A 17,890-nucleotide genomic window follows, 5' to 3' on the forward strand; every position below is an offset into this window, starting at 1 on the left:
ATGATAAACCAATGCGTCAAGAGTACTTATATCTAGGTTGAATAAGACTGTTGATGCATTGGTATCAAGCTTAGTGTGGGTCAAATCGTTTTAAAAAGGCTCAATCATCCACTTAGCGGATAACTGGTCCGGCTCGCCATGGCGATTTAACTCAGGTTGGTTTTGCGCTTGGTTAAACCAAATATATTGCTGCCAAAATTGATTTTTGATATTCCACACACCACCTTGATAAATCAACGAGTAGAGTGCTTGTTTAGGGGAGTCTACGAGTTTGAGATAGCCTGCGCTTTTGCTGCTGTAACTCAAAAAGAGTGAAGGGGCATGAGTGGCTCTAAAATAGTGCTGACCCTCAGTATTGGTTACCTGAATTAAATCGAGAGGCTCAGTTGGGCTAAAGGTAATTCGGGTGTTATTGCTCAGGGTCTGTGCTGCTAAATACTGGTTATTTACTGGCGACTTTATCGTGATTTGTGTGCCCGTATCTGCACTTAACTGCGGATATGTCCAGCCGCTTGGTGGCGTTTGCCAGGTTAGAGATTTCCAGCGCCAGTTGTAGGGAATATCTAAGTGTGGGTCGTTAAGATCTTCAAAACCAGGTTCGGCTTCAATATTAAAAAGACATTGGTTTCGCTCTGCATCTAGCTGTGCAACACGCTCGGCTTGGCTAGTTGTGCCTACATTTAGCTCTGCCATACAGGCTTCAAGTGACTTCCCTTTTCCTGGCTCATTAGGGGCCAGTACATAAGTATGGTCACGTTTACTCTCGTCCTCATACCAAGCCAGCATTGCGGCCTCGTCAAACGACAACCAGTTTTGAACTAGTTGCTGTGCTTCTTGCTCGGCTACGCTACGTCTTTGTGCCTTTGGTGTTGCCATTGTGCGAATAAACGCAGCCCAGAGATCTTTACTGGCCTCCAGCGCGACAATCGCAACCGGTTTCATGCTACTAATACGATAAGACTGCCAGCCAGACTCTAAGCGTGTATTCGCATGCCAAATCACATCGCCACTGGTGAAGTTAAGCACATCTTTGGTGTCGTGCGAATGCTGCTCGGCACCCTCTGAGCAAAGATAAGCTTTTACTTGCCAAACCTTTTCGTAGTTATCTTGTGGGAGCCTTACCGTATGTTCTGGACTAAATGAGTCTTGAAATAGGTGAACGGCACGGCCAAACAAGAAGTAATTATGATCTACTTCCGCAAGTGCGGCGTGGCCACCACCATCCCATACTTTGAGGCGCTTTTCCTCAGCCATGGCTGCATCAATAAAATGTTGAACAAAGCGTTGTTGCGCGCGATAAGCTGCATCTACACCACCTTGGCCTGCAATATCATCATAGCGGCGCATAAAGTGATCTAGCTGAATGTCAGCCGGTTCTTGCGAGACTGCGCTAAAACAGTTTGGACCGGTAGGATCGGTACTGGCGTTGGTGACGTTAAATCCAGCAATATCAACCCAACGCTCACCGACAATGGCGGAATTCACACTGTCGTATCTTGGTTCATAGAGTGGGTTGTTGTTTAACTGGGACTGGAGTCGAGTAATTTCATCTTGTGCGGTATGTAGCGCGGTGTTCTTTGCCAGACCATAGCGCCAAGCGTGTCTAGGGTCGTTAGGATCTGGTTCGATAATATGTTCGGCATCCAGCACTTCAAGTGCTGCGGTGCGGGTTAACCATTCATGTCCCATGGGCATGATCCCTTGTCCACCAAATTGGGTGAACGCTTGAACTGTGCTGCTTAATGCAAGTCCTAGTGCAAATGTGAGAGGCTTTATTTTCATATCTACTCCTTGAAAACTAAAAGCAAAAAATAATGTTTTTACTCAACTGAGGGACAAAGATTATAGTTTGTGAAATAAATGTTTCAATTAATTTTTGTTTGTAACGAATAAGTTTTCTAATCACCTGATTTGTTTTTTTGAGCGTTAGGTTCTTACATGGTTTAAAAATGATGAAAATATTTTTCATTTAATATCATGTGGTTGAGTGTTGTTATGTTCATGTTATATGTTCTGTAATGAAGTGAAATATGCACATTTTCTTGCTGGTGCTACAGTTACTCTACTTAGCTGGGACTCAATTTAAGCGAAAGTTAGCGCACACTTAAGTATTTTTTGTTAACAAGTGTGTTGTTTTGTGCCGTGGTTACTATATCTAAAGGATATAAATATGAACTATTCACTTCACCCCTCTGTCGGTGTCGCAAGACTCGGTAATAGCGATGGTCAGTTTTATTTAGCACCAGACAAAATAGGCGGTTTACCATTTGAATCCGATGAATGGGGCAATAAGATAGACAGCCCTGTCAGTCAGTTTAAAGATGCAGAAGGCCGGATCCGCAGACAGGGCCAACCCTTTAAAATCATTGACGAAAATAACAATGAGCTAACGTTATCGAGCGATAACGTTAAATCAATTAGTTGGACCGTACACGTCGCGAATAAAAAGGCGGCATGGTATGAGTTTAATGAATTACAAGGCAACTTACTCTATGGTCAAGATAATAGTTATAGCAATCGCAACACGCCTTGGCGTAATGCGGATGCAACGGATCGCCGAAGCTTAATTATTGATCCAGGTCCAAGAACGATATCTGGCGCAAATGCAAAAGCTGAATTTGACGCCGCCAGTGCGCCTGTAGGATATCCGGTTAGTTTCCCTCCCAAACCGTGCCAAGGCACTGAAATAAAGTCGCTCGGAGATATTTTAACCGATAACGAAGGCCGCCTAGTGGTACTTGGCGGTAAAGGGAATGCGGGTGGTAACCTGCCTCTTGAATCTTACGGTGGTGCGGACACATGGCATGATGATATTGCGGACGGGACTGTGTATTGCACGGTTACGTTTGACGATGGTAAAACTTTGCAACTCTCTGCTTGGGTAATTGTTGGCTCTCCGGATTTTGCACCGGAAATCGTTAATATCTCCAACCTCAGTGATACTATGTTTGACGTTGCGGTGCGTGAACAAAACTTATGTCCTGAGCTATACAGCAATGGTGAATATCAGTCTTCTTATCAGGCAAATTATTACCAAGATATTGAGCCGATTATCCAGCGTATTAGCCGTTATCAGTGGGTATCAAATGTCCAATCTATGTCGGCATTTGTTTCCAATATTTTTGATTTTAAAGACAATTCTGAAGATAACAAAGCCAATCGTCAGGCTTACTTTAAGTACTTTAGGCAGCCAGTTGACCCAGCCACAGTGCAGCAAACTCCGCCAAACGAGCAAACCAATCAGCAACTCTTCGAGTATGGTATTGAGGGTAATTTACCACTGATGCCAATGAATTCTGGTAGTAACTCGGTGAGCAACGCTGAAGACAATATTGTCGATAAGTTTCTGACGTTAACGCAGACTCAATACTTCTTACTGAGTCAGTGGGCCGCTGGTAACTTTTCAAGTGCTAAACCTTCAGCGCCACAGAGCGCAGTCGATGAGTTTGGCGTATTTTATGCGGATCAAGGTAGCGTGGGTAATTGCGTTGGCTTACCTATGTGTCCAGGGATTGAGGTAACGTGGAGTTTACAAAATCCAGCAGTGTACGCGGCGCCGTATATCATCAAAGATCAAAGCATGGGTAATGGCTTTCCGAGCGGTTTGGATGCTGAGCGTGATGAGTGCGAAGGCGGTGGATGTCAGCCTGGAGATTTAACCAAGCGCATGGCATGCCCGTGGCAAGCAGACTTTTTCAATTGTACCATTCAAAATGTGAACTTTACCGAGCCAACGGTGAATAAAGTGAACGTTGGCACGGAAGACGATCCGCAAATGGTGCCAGCTGCCCCAACTTACTATAGTTACTGGTGGCCACCACAAAGCCCTTGGGATGTATTGACGAATCAATTTGATGATCAATCACTTACCCATCTGCCAGCAGGCCAGCAAGTCAACTATGCACGTGGTATCAATAGTTTTGTGCAAATGGTTGAGCATTGGTCTGCACTTGGTTTTATCCGCAATCAAAATAGTGATGAACCGAATTTCCCTTACTTTACGGAAATCGAACGTAATCACCAACTGTTTGCGTATAAGGATGTGCCTGTCTCTGATATTACTGGGAATTGCCAAGACGACGGAACCGATATTCCGGTGTTTTATATTCCTGATGACCTTAAAGATCACCTGTCTTGCGGGTGTTCTAAGGCCAAAGCAATATTAAAAGGGCTTGAAGAAAAAATGGCGAAGCCAATTACGCAAAAACGAGCTGCGAAAAAAGTGCCTCGCAGCGGTACTCGAACAAGACGGTAATGGATATGAATGGTACTCACGAATGTGATGTGCTAGTAATTGGTGCTGGCCCTGCCGGGGCTAGCACCGCATTAAACTTGCTCAATCACACAGACCTATCAGTCATTTTAATCGAGCAGTCTGATTTACAAAAATTAAGAATTGGCGAAAGTGTATCTGCAAGTGTGTTTTCGGTATTGGACTATTTGCAGATAGACAGAGCGGATTTCGGTCCGCACTGTTTTACTCCAACTCAAGGTAATAGTGCATTTTGGGGAAGTGAGCAATCCGCTAATCGTCACGCGATTTTTGCACCAGACAGAGCAACCTATCAAATTAATCGCGAGATATTTGATCTAACCTTGCTCGAAAGCACTATCCAGCGCGGTGGTACGGTATTCCCGCGCACTAAAAGCAAAGCAATTACTCAGTTACAAGACGGTTGTTACTCAGTGGTGGTGAGTCATCCTGACTATGGTCAGTTTACCATTGTTTGCAAGTATCTAGTTGATGCGTCAGGGCGTAATTCGTCTATTAGCAAATCTCTAGGAGCGGCTGTTCAGCAATATGACAGACTAACAGGGGTTGGTGCCTTCTTTAAAGTAAAGCGGGGAGCGCTTGAGCAACTTCAACTAATTGAAAGTGATGAATTTGGCTGGTGGTATAGTGCGGCGCTTTCTAACGATATGTTAGTTGTAACGTATTTCAGTGATTTTGAATTACTCTCAAAGCAGCGCTTAAACCGTTTGGCACAGTGGCAAGCGCACTTAGGTAGCAGTAAATATATGTCACGGCGGGTAGAGGATGCAAAGATGGTCGATGAAAACCTATGGATCCGACCTGCCGGGAGTCATTTTAGTAGTTTTGCTCATCTCAAAAATTATTTACCTGTGGGGGATGCGGCTTGTGCGTTTGACCCTATTTCTTCTATGGGATTAGGGTTTGCCATGACATCGGGGTGCCAAGCGGCAGCCATTATCGGCAATACCAAAACATCTCATGCATTTATGCATAGCAGCAGAGTATATCAACAAGACTTGGCGGATCAGTTTGATCAGTATTTAGCGCTAAAGCAACAGTTTTATAATAAGGAAAAACGTTGGTGTGACGCGCCTTTTTGGTTCAAGCGGCAGCAACTTATCAATCAGGTTGCTTAACTGAAACTAACTGAAGAATAACAACTGCTAGCGCACAAGTTGTTATTCTGATTTCGGGTTAGCTTATATTAAAGCAAACTTAAAATGTGTTTGGCGTTTTGTCGGGCAAGACAGCCCTTGACGGGATCGGTTGAAAATGTTTTAGCCGATATCTCCATAGGCTCCCCTTCATGAAGTACATCACCGCTATAGACTTTAACTCGACAGGTCGTTTTGTTTCGCTCTTCTGAATAAACAAGCTCCACTTTTTCGGCCTTCATGATTAAGTTTTTATAGGGGTATCCTGCATCGGTAAATACTTTTTCAGTTTGTACCTGCTCGGATGTTGATGCGAGTGCTGCTAGAGGAAATGCAAGAATAATTGCATATTTCATGATAAAGACTCCTTCCGTCTCTGATTTCACTGCTAAGTATTGTGTGCATTCATAAAACTGACAAACTAGAAATTCTGACCTATAGTTAAGTTTTAATTAAGTAAGATGGCGAATGAAATCACCTCCACTCAAAGGACTTTGGTATTTTAAAACGGCGGCGGAATTAGGCAGTTTTAAGCAGGCGGCGGAAGCCTTATTTGTGACACAAGCTGCCGTGAGTCAACAAATAAGAACCCTTGAGCAACAGCTTGGTTGTATGTTATTTGAACGACAAACAAGAAAGGTATTACTAACTCAGCAAGGACAAGACTTGTTGCCTTACTTACACAAGGCCTTTGGGCAAATGGAAATGGGTCTATCGACGTTAAAGTCAGATCCTAACCCAAACACCATTAACCTGTCGGTTTTGCCTTCATTTGCTACTTGTTGGCTTTTGCCTAGATTGGCGAGCTTCAACAAAGCATTGCCAGACTTCCAGCTGCGTATTGATCCAACCGAGCAGCTCGCCGATTTTAACCACGACGATATCGATATTGGGATCCGCTTTGGATTTGGTAACTATCCGGGATTGAAAAGCGAACTCATCGCGGAGGATGAGTTAGTTCTTGCCTACCGCCCTGGATTAATTGACCCAAACAAACCGCTGCGAGAGCAGCTATCAAAGCTCAATTTTATCTATGACGAAGGTCGAGATAATGAACATGCATGGCTTGAGCTAAACAAGCAACTGGGTTTAAGTGGTCATACATTCAGTAATCTTAAAATTGATAATGCGGCATTGGTGCAGCAGGCAACGGTGGCTGGGCAGGGGTTTTCTTTGTTACGTCGACGTTTAGTGAATCAATCTTTAGAGCTTGGCCAGTTAGAAATCTACCCCGACTTTGCATGGTTGTGTGAATATCGCTATTTCTTGGTCGCACCTGAGCGTCACTTTGAGTGGCCTAAATTAAAGGCGTTTCGGGATTGGATAGTTGCCGAGCTTAGCGCGTGCTGAATTCTCCGAAGCTCAGGCAATTTAGCTTTCTCACGGTGTGATTTTGGTCAAAGTATAGTCATAAGTAAATAACCTGAGCTGCGGATAATTAATGCCTTTCTAGCAGCCAGTTTTAGCGCTAACTGCGTTGAATTCACTTCCAATAGCCAGCTATTGGTGCGTAAATTCGCCTTGTTTTCCCTAAAATTCTCTGGCTAGAAAAGGAAAAACTAAGTTGTTCTTTAGAAGCAATGAGTTGGAACATTCCTTATCCAAACCTCAGGTTACCTAGCTCGGATCCGAGCTAAATAACCTGAAGTTAGATACTCGGATCCGGCAGCCTATTTGCTAAAGGTGCTTTTTAAGAAAGTCGAGATAGGCTTGAGAGGCCTCAATACGGTTTTCCTTTTTAGAGAATCCATGCCCTTCATCGTCAAATAACACGTATTTGACAGGCACATTGTTTGAGCGAACGGCTTCGACCAATTCATCACTCTCTACTTGAAGTACACGAGGATCGTTTGCACCTTGCACAACCATCAATGGCTTAGTGATATTTTTGGCATGGAAAAGTGGTGAGATACGATGCAAACGTTCCTTATCGGTAGCCGGATCGCCTAACTCATCATATAGAGACTTCCTATATGCTTCCCACCATGGTGGAATAGACTCAAGGGTTCTTACCCAGTTAGTCACACCAAAGATGTTGATCCCTAATTTGAACTCTTCAGGCTCAAATGCCAGTGCCGCTGCAGTCATATAGCCACCGTAGCTCCCGCCCATTATGCCGATACGATCAGCATCGACCCAGTCTAGCTGTTGTAGATATTTTTTACTCCAAACGATGTCTTGTAAATCATCCTCACCATGACGTTTGTCGTCTAAGTGGAAGAAGGTTTTACCATAACCAGAGCTGCCTCGGTTGTTTACGGCGAAAATCGCATACCCTTGATTGACCAAATGCTGAGTAAGTGCACTATAACCAGTCATGCTTTGGCCTCCGGGACCTCCGTGAACAAATACGAGCGCGGGCACTTTATTTGTCGAACTAGCAAGCTTTGGCTTGTAGAGTACGCCTGGCACCTCTAAACCATCAAAACTGTTAAAGCGAACGATGGTGCTCTCGACCAAATGGTCGGTATTGATTTTGTCGCTCAAGGTTGAGGTCAACTGCTTAACTTCATCACTGCCAACACGCCATACGTACAAGTTATTTGGCGAGGTGTCCGAATTTAAATAAAAAGCCATCAGCTTTTCATCATCGGAGAAGTTAACGCTGTTGATACTACCTGCAGGGAGCTTAGGGAGTTTGATGTCCTTGCCTGTTTTAAGATCGGTGATCGTGACTTTTACGCTAGAGTCTTCGTTTACCCCTACAACACGATAGCGGTTGGAATCGGAGAAATATAAGAACCTCACGTCCCAGTTTTTTTCTATGTACGGCGTGTGTTTACCCGTCGCGATTTCATAGCGCCAATTTTGATAAAATTCACCATGGGCATCGGTGCCATAGTATAAATATTTGTCATCTTTAGAAAATGCTGAAGCGGAAAAGTTTGCCTCGTGCGCCACGTTTGAAATCTCAACGAGTGGGGCGTCGGGGTTATGTAAGTCGAGTAAGAAGAGATCGCTGTCTTTATTACCTTGTGCATTGATAAGTGCAAGGTAACGATCGGTTTCACTCACCTGTTGGACATTTAAATTGTTGTCATTTTTATAAATAAGTTCACTTTCGTAGGTGGCAGCATCAAAGCGGTATAGATCCATAAAGCGCTCGTCACGCTGATTGCTTAACACGTAAAAGGCGTTGTTATCGTTAGTAAAACCAACAAAACCTGCTCTCACTTTTTCTCCTGGCGTGAGATCTTTGACGTGACCATTTTCGTCACGGACAAAAACATGAAAGCGCTCATTGCCACCGTTGTCTCGTGTGAATAAGATGCGAGGGTCATTTGGAAAATATCCGATTGGGTAGGTTGAATCGGTGGCATCTGTTATTTGTGCTCTTTCACCGGTTTTGACGTCAACTTCATAGAGGTTATATATTCCCGATTCGTCAGAAGTGACCAAGATTTTCTGTGCATCAGGACGAAACGCGCTGCCTTGAATATTTGTGGTATCAAAAAAAGTTTCTGCTGAATAGGTTTTAAATTCCGAGATAACTTGGTTAGTTTGCGGCTTATCAACTTGTTGAGTTGTTTGGTTACATGCACTGAGCGTGGCGAGCAAGGTGCACGCAATGAGTGATTTTTTAAACATAATTTCCCTGCATTCATTTTTATTATTGATTTCTAGCATATAACGATAGGAAACAATGGCAAGCATATGGCTAGGGTTTTGTGTAAACCAATGTAGTGGTTAGGATGTGATTGTCTTTGCTGCTGAAAATCAGCGTAAAGGATAATCACATCTCAGTTTTTTTAAGTGGTTATTTTAGGTCAAATCGGTCTGCATTCATTACTTTGGTCCATACCTCAACAAAGTCACGGACAAACTTCTCTTTGCTATCATCTTGTGCGTACACTTCGGCGTAAGCGCGCAAAATAGAATTAGAACCAAAGACGAGATCAACGCGAGTCGCGGTCCATTTTACCGTATTCGTATCGCGTGTTTTTATCTCATATAGGTTCTCACCACATGGCTCCCAACGATATGCCATATCGGTCAAGTTGACGAAAAAGTCATTACTCAAAGTGCCAACGTTATCGGTAAATACGCCATGCGATGTTTGCCCATGATTGGTGCCAAGCACGCGCATTCCGCCGATCAGTACGGTCATTTCCTTGGCAGTGAGCCCCATCAGTTGGGCTCTATCAAGTAGCATTTCTTCTGGTTTTACGCTGTAGTGCTGTTTTTGCCAATTGCGAAAACCGTCATGTACAGGCTCTAATACATCAAATGACTCAATGTCGGTTTGCTCGTCTGTGGCATCGCCTCGTCCAGCGGTAAAAGGCACTTGAATTGATACTCCGGCATTTTTAGCCGCTTGTTCAACGGCAGCGCAGCCACCCAATACTATTAGATCAGCCATACTTACGGTTGGCGTAAAATTACTTTGTACGGCGTCCAAGGCCGCAAGAACTTTTGCTAGACGCTCCGGCTCATTTCCAAGCCAATCTTTTTGCGGGGCTAGGCGGATCCTCGCACCATTTGCACCCCCTCTAAAATCGGAATATCTAAACGTTCTAGCACTATCCCACGCGGTGGCTACTAATTCTGAAAGTGTCACATTGGTTGCTAGAATTTGTTGCTTGAGTGCGCTAATTTCACTGTCGTTTAGGGTGTAGTTAACGCTGGGGACGGGGTCTTGCCAAAGTAGATCTTCGTTAGGGACTTCAGGGCCTAGATAACGACTTTTTGGGCCAAGGTCGCGATGGGTAAGCTTAAACCACGCTCTTGCAAAAACATCGTTAAAATAGTCGGGGTCGGCATAAAACTTCTCTGAAATTTTACGATAAGCAGGGTCCATTTTCAGTGCCATATCGGCATCTGTCATCATCGGCATGCAGCGTTTAGATGCGTCTTCAGCATCAACTGGTTTATCTTCTTCTTTTATATTGATAGGCTGCCATTGCCATGCACCCGCCGGGCTTTTGGTCAGCTCCCATTCGTATGTGAACAGCAAGTAGAAGTAGCCATTGTCCCATTGAGTTGGGTTCGTCGTCCAAGCGCCTTCAATACCACTGGTTACCGCATCAGAGCCAATGCCACGTGAGCTGTGATTCATCCAACCAAAACCTTGTTCATGCAAGTCCGCGCCTTCGGGCTCCGGGCCTAATTCATCGGCATTGCCATTTCCGTGCGCTTTACCCACAGTGTGTCCGCCAGCGGTTAGCGCAACCGTTTCTTCATCGTTCATTGCCATTCGAGCGAAGGTAACACGCATATCTTCAGCTGTTTTTAACGGATCGGGATTACCATCTACGCCCTCAGGATTAACGTAGATAAGACCCATCATCACAGCGGCAAGCGGGTTTTCTAAATCGCGTTCGCCGCTATAACGGCTGTTTTGGTTATTTGAGGGAGCCAGCCACTCTTTTTCGCTGCCCCAATAGGTGTCTTTTTCTGGATGCCAGATATCTTCTCGGCCACCGGCAAAGCCAAAGGTTTTGAATCCCATTGACTCATAAGCAACATTGCCCGCCAGCACGATTAAATCGGCCCACGAAATACGATTGCCATATTTTCTTTTAATCGGCCAAAGTAAACGCCGCGCTTTATCTAAGTTTCCGTTGTCCGGCCAACTGTTTAGCGGAGCAAAGCGCTGATTACCCGTGTTTGCACCACCGCGACCATCCGCAACACGATAACTGCCCGCAGCGTGCCATGCCATTCTGATCATTAACCCACCATAGTGTCCCCAGTCGGCGGGCCACCATGGCTGCGAATCTGTCATAAGCTGCTCGAGATCTTTTTTCAGGGCGGGGTAATCGAGGCTGTTAAATGCGCTTTTGTAATCAAAATTGGCATCCATCGGATCGGTCTTCGTATCGTGCTGATGCAATATGTCTAGGTTCAGGCTATTTGGCCACCACTGGTGCTCGCTATGCTCTGACGACGTATTTGCACCATGTGCAAAAGGACAAATCGATGGTGTATTTTGCTTCTTATCCATGGGAGATCCTTGTTTGTTCGATGACGGAAGATTGCTAAAGTCTATTGTCTTCTAAGTTTGTTTTTGCAGAAGTTTGATTGATATGTACATCGGGCAAGTTGTACGCCACTAGCAAAACAGGCTCAGAGGAACAAAAATCAAATCGCAAAGACCAGATAAAGGTAGTCCCGATAAGTGCTTTTTACCAGATTCCGGTGGCCTTAAAGTCCAATATTGAATACCAAGATAGTAGTGACATTTGTGACTTTCTGGGGTGTGATCACGCCAAATCCGACTGATTACATGATTTTTTATTAGATGCTTGAATATTCAATAAAAGTAAATAAATATTGCGAAAATCGTCTAGAATTGTTTGTTGGAACGTTTTAATTGTGTTATCAGTATAAAAAGGCGCAATAAATAACCTATTTCATTCCCTGTGGTGATAATAAGAAACTTTCTATCGTCAGCGTCTAACTATAATTTGGAACGTTACAAAGGAAACCGTTATGACAATAACAAAACAAAAAACGACTTTGGCGTTGGCAATCGCCAGCTTGTGTGGTTCGGGCGCTATGGTGTGGACGGCCCCTGTGCTTGCTGAAGAAGCAGCGTCGGAACCTGTTGAAAAGATCATGGTGACGGGGTCGCGTATCGCGCGGGCAAACCTAAGCAAACCTGGTGCGGTAACCACAATATCTAGGGCGGATATTGAGCAAACCGGGTTTAAAAATATTGGTGATATGCTGCAAAATCTAACGGTTTCCGCCAGTGCACCTAATGCTTCTCAAAATGAAAATACGTCGGGCGTGACAAACTTTGACTTACGCGGTTTAGGTGCACAGCGCACATTGGTCTTGCTAAATGGCCGCCGCTTACCAAACGGGGGAAATGGCGCGGATGCTGCGGTTGATCTAAGTGCTATACCTACTGCGATTATTGAACGTGTTGAAATTTTATTGGACGGTGCCTCTTCTATTTACGGCTCTGATGCGGTGTCTGGTGTCGTAAACATTATTACTCGCCAAACGGGCGATATTTTTGAGGTCAGTGGCTCCATTGGCCAATCTGCTGAAGGCGATGCTGATACAACTTCTTTGGAACTTGTAACAGGCATTGTTGGTGATAAAGGGCGCTTTATGGTGAGTGCCAGCTACGATGAAAAACAAGAAGTGTATGCTGGCGACAGAGACTTTAGCCGCTATGATTTAACACTTAATCCCGATGGCAGTTACGGCCAAGGCGGTAGCTCCGCAATGCCATGGAGTAACCTAAAAGTCACGGATGAAAACGGCAAGGAAATATTTGTTACCCGAGGCCCAGAATACGGCGAGTGGCGTGAAACTATCTCCGATGCGTCACTTGCGCAAAATGATTTATACAACTACCAAGAGCCGAGCTTGCTGCAAACGCCTTTTGAACGCTATAGCATGAGTGCGTTTGGCGAGTATGATCTTGGCAATTTGAAGTTTTCGGATGACGTGGTATTCAATTTCGAGGCGCTTTATTCACATCGAAAATCCACAACCAATGGTGCGCCTCAGCCATTAGTTCCAGTTTGGGGTGGGTATTTAGATTTTACTTACTCTCCTGATAACTACTACAACCAGCAATTTGGTCCAAAAGACAAAGATGGTAATCCTTATGCCATCAATGACTGGCGTCGCAGAATGGTAGAAACCAATGGCCGTATGAACCATGTAGAAAACAGCCAATACCGTATTGTGATGGCGCTCTCTGGTGATTTTAATGCAGATTGGAGCTGGGAGTTGGCCTACAATTTTGGTCGCAACTCAAACAAACGACTAAAAACCGGTATATTCAATTGGCCAGCGGCTAAAAATGCGGTTGGTCCTACCCATTTTGATGATCAAGGCGTGCTGCGCTGTGGTGCTACACCGGATACGCTAATTGAGGGCTGTGTGCCGCTTAATATCTTTGGTCAACCCGGTACCGACTCTGAGATTTCCGAGGACATGCTAAATTATCTCTCTGGTGATTGGCCAGGGATCCAACAAGGCCATAACCAGATTAAAATCGCCAGCGCGAATGTAAGTGGCGTAGTGGCGAGTTTGCCTGCGGGCGACCTCGGTGTGTCTTTTGGCATCGAAAATCAAAAGGTTGAGGCACGCAATCAAACAGATGCCGTTTCTATTAATATTTTAGTCACGGATGGGTTAGGTAGACCAACAGGCGGCGAATATTCGCTCAATGAAGCCTACCTAGAAGCTGTCGTGCCACTATTATCAGACCACGATTGGGCGCAGAGCCTAGAGTTAAATCTCGCGACTCGATATTCAGACTTTGATACGTTTGGCTCGACCACCAATTCAAAAGTGGGCGTATTTTGGGCGTTGAATGAGCAGTTGAGTTTTAGAGGGACTTGGTCACAAGCATTTAGAGCGCCTAATGTGGTGGAACTTTATAAAGGAAGGTTACCTGGCTTTGAAAATGGCGACGATCCTTGTGCCGTAGCAAATCCAAACCAAAACTGTGTTAGCACAGGCGTTCCCGCTGATGGTAGTTACCGAGAAACGATCGGACAGATCAGAACTAATACTGGCGGTAACACCGAACTTGAACCAGAAACCGCGACGAGCAAAACACTTGGGGTAATTTATCAGCCGAGCTGGCTTACTAACGGTTCAATCACCTTAGATTTTTATGACATCCAATTAAAAGATGCCATTGGTAACATTAGCGCGGTGACTAAATTGAGTGAATGTATGAATAATGGTTTGTACTGCGACTCTGTTCATCGCGTTCAATCTGGTGAGTTTCAGGGGGTGATCACCGGCGTTGATGTGTTTAATGAAAACCTCAATGCATTAAATCGTCAAGGGGTAGACGCTGAAGTTCGTTTTGAAATCGGGCAGTTTTCATTTGGTGATTTGAGTACCGCACTAAACTGGTCATTTGTGAGTAAACATGAAGTCATTGAACCTGGCCTTGCAACCAAAGACAGAGCCGGACAGCGCGTTAATGGCCAGATGGCAGTGCCTGAGCACAGAGTTAACTTTGCACTTAATTGGCAGCATGACGACTTTAGCGCAAGTTGGCAAAGTTACTACATCGATTCAATGTTAGAAGAAGTATCGGTTAAACAAGGCGACCAAATCGTTAACTTTACCAATACCGTTGATAGCACGCTGACACATAATGCTCAAGTAACCTACCATGTAGATTCTGTTGATACTCAAATTACGCTGGGCGTTAACAATCTATTGGACGAAGCGCCGCCTTTTGCGACGGGTAATGGAAATAACGCAGATCCCATTCATTCGTCTTTATATTTGGGTCGTGAGTACTACCTAAGATTTAAGACAGAGTTTTAATTTCACATTGTTTCCCTGTGAGAGTAAGACAAAGCGGGCTGGGTTAGCCCGCTTTTTTCATTACCTTACACGCTGTTTGGCTAACTCATGGTTTGTTGTGGCTGCTGATCTTGCGAAACAGGCACAGAAGTTTGTGCTGCCGCGTTGATCTGTGATACTGCTTTCCAACAAATCAAGGCCATTAAACACATAAGTGCAGTTACAATAGCAAAGTCAACTCTCGTTTGAGTGGGTAATGTATTGTACTGGCTAACAAAAGACGCCGCATTCATGACCGCGCTTAAGCAATAGCAAATGCCACTTAAACCTAATAATACTTTGCTAAACGACAATACGTGCTTTGCGAATTGGCTGCTAATGAGTGCAAAGATAAAGGCAGAAAACATCGAAAACTTAACCGTCTCTAGTTTGTCTATGTGATTTGTCGATAGAAAAGTTGTCATCGCGAAACCAATGGCGATGGCCAATAGCACACCGATAAAGCCACCTGATGTTAATCGTTTTACAAATAATAGACTTTTAGCACTTTGCTTTTTCTGCTTGGCACGCTTGTCAATCCACATCAAATTACCGGTAACGATTAAATAGGCGGTTGCAAGGCCAAGACTCAAAAATGCCAGTCGCATGCCATATCCAGCAAAATCTCCAAAGTGAAGACTCGCGATGGTAGAGAGCCCTGCGCGAACAGCGTTGTCGTAGTTGTTTTCAGTGAGATAAATTTGTGATTGGTCGTTTAGTGTGTATTGTACTTCTTTGTAATTTGAAAAAGCATCGTTACTTTTCGCGGTAAAACTCACTACTGCGTTTTTGTCGCCAAAGTGGATGATTTCCACCGTTGTGAGCGACACATCCCCTAACGTATCTAGTGCCTTTACTCTTAGTTGATCGACGCCGCGCATTGGTCGTGATTGCTCCAGTGCTTCGATATTTGGTTCATTAAATCCAGCGGCTTGGAGTAGGGCGGTTTGATTGCCACCGTAAAGTAAGACGGCGTATGAAATCTGATAAATGATAACGAGATTAAATACTAATCCCGTGAAGGCATACATTATGTGAAAAGGTAGGCCCATCGTGCCAATTAGATTATGAGCATCTAACCATTTGTCTTTTTTACCTTCGGCGCGATATTGGAAAAAGTTTTTGGCTATTTTGCGCCAGTGAATGATGATCCCGCTTAGTACAGCAACGAAGAAAAATAGGGTGATGATCCCAACAAAATAGAGTCCGGCGCGACCAAGCCCTAAATCATAGTGCAACTCATAGAGAAAACTGGCAAATTCAAATCTGTCGGCATCAGCGAGGACTTCTCCCGTCTGTGGTGATAGCAGAAGGTGCTGGTCTTGATGATCTTCGCCCGTGAGCGGGTGCGGCTCGTCTAAATGGGTTGCAAAGTAAACTTCAATAAAAGGGTTATGTGGCGTAGGCTCGCGCATAAAAAAGCCATGGTGTGTATCGACATCGTATTGCTGCGCAATTGATGTAATCGCCTTGTCGTAGGAAATGGCGCTAAGTGGCTCGTTAGACTGGGCGGCTAAGGAGGCACGCTCCCAGCCCGTGATGTTGTCTCTGAATAGGCTCAGAGATCCCGCAATAAACACAATGAATAGTACCGTTGAAATAATGATCCCAATCCATGCATGTGCTTCGGTCAAAGATTTTAGTGTTTGATTTTTCATTGTTTATCTTATTAACAGTAATGCTGTGTTTAGTAGCAAAGAGGGGATAAAGATAGCAAACAAAGGTTTGCACGCGGCTTTAGCGTTTGAAAATGCATAGCTCCAAACTAAGATCCCCGCCCATATCGGAAATGCAAGCACCAAGCCTATCATCAGTTTTGTGGACTCTGAAAATGGCAGGAGTAAATTTAGGTTTAGCACCAAAGAAATAGACAGTAATAGCCCTAAGAAAAATCCAACTAACGTTTTAGGCCACATAACTTATTCCCCCAAAAAATAGAGATAGCAAAAAAACCAGTGTTGAGCATAGATAGAGGCGCTTTACTGAGTATCCACTTATTAGGGTCACCGACACCAAAGAAAACATAATTAAAACGAGACTGGCTAACATTGCAGAAATAATTGGGTATTGCAGAGTCAATATAATAACCCCAGACAAAACAAGGACTAAAGCCATACTGTATGCTGTGGGTTTATGTATCGAAGAGGCCAAAAATCGTTGCTTAGGACTTGCTAAGTAGAGTAACACGGCGGTAAACCAAAACGGTATAATTGAGAAAAAGCTCATGATGGTGATAATCATTATTGTTTGCAATTGATTGTAATGATTATAGGTATGTTGTTCAAGGGGGAAAGTAATAATTGCAGTGAGAGAGATAGCCTAACAGGAGTGAGGTGGCGGAGTGCTTGAAAAAACCGCTTCTTCATCGCGGGATAAAGCTCGAGTGGAAAACTGTAAGAGCGGGTTTTTGAAAAGGCTCAGTATAAACTCCGCTCCGAAAATGGCTAGCTAAGTGTAAAGGTGCCTTGCATAATGGCGAAATGACCCGGGAAGGAGCAGAAGAACTTGTAGCTGTCGCCTTGCTTTAACTGCTCAGTAGAGAAGGTCACTGTGGTTTGCTCGCCACCGCCAATCACCTTTGATACGGCTAAAACGCGGCTGTCGTTTGGCTTTACATAGCTATTATTTGCACCTGCCGACATACCATCGGTTGCAACGGCTTGAACATCTGCAGCTTTGCTCAACACCCAGTTGTGGCCCATGGTGGTGGCTGGCAGTTTGCCCGTATGCTTTAACGTGACTGAAATCTCTTTACAGCTAGATGGCGCACTGAGTGATTTTTTAGAAAACTGCATCATGTCGTTGGCTTCGATGCTGAGCTCACATTCATTTGCTGATGCGGCATGGGAAAAAAGAAAGGTACCGACGCTAAGCAATGTGATGGAAAGAGAGGTTTTCATATTTTACTACTTAATTAAAAATCATTCTCATTATTATCTTTGCCAAGGTGAATGTAAATGGATGCAGATCAATAAAACGGGTCTTTGCGTGAAGTGACTGAAATTAAAGAGTGAAAAGCAAAATGAAAGTTTAACAGGCCCAGATGTTCAGGCCATCAATGCAATGGAAAGCCGTCAAGCTGCTAGAACAAGGCAGTGGTTCTTTTAAAACCATTGCCTTATGGCTGATGTCGTTGGTGTAGTCCTAATCAGGCAAGACATCAGCTAATTCGACTTGTTGCTATCGCAACAAGTCGCTAATTTGT

The 17,890-nt window shown here is 44.3% G+C and carries 11 protein-coding genes; 4 read left to right on the forward strand and 7 right to left on the reverse strand.

Translation table 11 applies throughout. The features are described from left to right. Positions 1-90 precede the first annotated feature (90 nt). Entirely contained in the window at positions 91-1,782 is a 1,692-nt protein-coding gene (locus tag EXT48_RS18210) for a hemolysin D (protein WP_130165277.1), read from the reverse strand. A gap of 388 nt (positions 1,783-2,170) precedes the next feature. On the opposite strand from EXT48_RS18210, the gene lodA reads away from it, so the two are divergent. Further along, on the forward strand, positions 2,171-4,255 hold the full coding sequence (gene lodA / locus EXT48_RS18215) for a CTQ-dependent lysine 6-oxidase LodA (RefSeq protein WP_130165278.1): 2,085 nt from the start codon (positions 2,171-2,173) through the stop codon (positions 4,253-4,255). A gap of 5 nt (positions 4,256-4,260) precedes the next feature. After that, entirely contained in the window at positions 4,261-5,391 is a 1,131-nt protein-coding gene (gene lodB / locus EXT48_RS18220; protein ID WP_240703403.1) for a lysine-epsilon-oxidase maturase LodB, read from the forward strand. 68 nt (positions 5,392-5,459) lie between these two features. Here lodB and EXT48_RS18225 read toward each other — a convergent pair whose 3' ends face one another. Next, the gene (locus tag EXT48_RS18225; protein WP_130165280.1) at positions 5,460-5,765 is read right to left on the reverse strand and encodes a hypothetical protein; all 306 of its coding nucleotides are present in this window, start codon (positions 5,763-5,765) and stop codon (positions 5,460-5,462) included. A gap of 112 nt (positions 5,766-5,877) precedes the next feature. On the opposite strand from EXT48_RS18225, the gene EXT48_RS18230 reads away from it, so the two are divergent. Then, positions 5,878-6,759, forward strand: coding sequence for a LysR substrate-binding domain-containing protein (locus tag EXT48_RS18230; protein ID WP_130165281.1), 882 nt, complete (start codon positions 5,878-5,880; stop codon positions 6,757-6,759). A 327-nt stretch (positions 6,760-7,086) separates the two neighbouring features. Here the strand turns inward: EXT48_RS18230 and EXT48_RS18235 are convergent, their stop codons facing one another. Together EXT48_RS18235 and katG are read right to left on the reverse strand one after the other, a co-directional pair. Continuing rightward, a complete protein-coding gene (locus EXT48_RS18235) occupies positions 7,087-8,997 on the reverse strand; it encodes a S9 family peptidase (RefSeq protein WP_130165282.1) in 1,911 nt (636 codons plus the stop codon). Between the two features lie 169 nt (positions 8,998-9,166). Next, a complete protein-coding gene (gene katG / locus EXT48_RS18240) occupies positions 9,167-11,353 on the reverse strand; it encodes a catalase/peroxidase HPI (RefSeq protein ID WP_130165283.1) in 2,187 nt (728 codons plus the stop codon). A 488-nt stretch (positions 11,354-11,841) separates the two neighbouring features. On the opposite strand from katG, the gene EXT48_RS18245 reads away from it, so the two are divergent. Then, positions 11,842-14,667, forward strand: coding sequence for a TonB-dependent siderophore receptor (locus EXT48_RS18245; RefSeq protein WP_130165284.1), 2,826 nt, complete (start codon positions 11,842-11,844; stop codon positions 14,665-14,667). 80 nt (positions 14,668-14,747) lie between these two features. Here EXT48_RS18245 and EXT48_RS18250 read toward each other — a convergent pair whose 3' ends face one another. The 3 genes from EXT48_RS18250 to azu form a co-directional block, all read right to left on the reverse strand. Further along, a complete protein-coding gene (locus EXT48_RS18250) occupies positions 14,748-16,343 on the reverse strand; it encodes a PepSY domain-containing protein (RefSeq protein ID WP_130165285.1) in 1,596 nt (531 codons plus the stop codon). 3 nt (positions 16,344-16,346) lie between these two features. Beyond that, positions 16,347-16,601: a hypothetical protein gene (locus EXT48_RS18255; RefSeq protein ID WP_130165286.1), complete on the reverse strand. Its 255-nt coding sequence runs from the start codon at positions 16,599-16,601 to the stop codon at positions 16,347-16,349. A 528-nt stretch (positions 16,602-17,129) separates the two neighbouring features. Next, on the reverse strand, positions 17,130-17,585 hold the full coding sequence (gene azu / locus EXT48_RS18260; RefSeq protein WP_130165287.1) for an azurin: 456 nt from the start codon (positions 17,583-17,585) through the stop codon (positions 17,130-17,132). Positions 17,586-17,890: the final 305 nt, after the last annotated feature.

The organism is Pseudoalteromonas sp. CO348 (assembly GCF_004208845.1).
Lineage (GTDB): Bacteria > Pseudomonadota > Gammaproteobacteria > Enterobacterales > Alteromonadaceae > Pseudoalteromonas > Pseudoalteromonas maricaloris.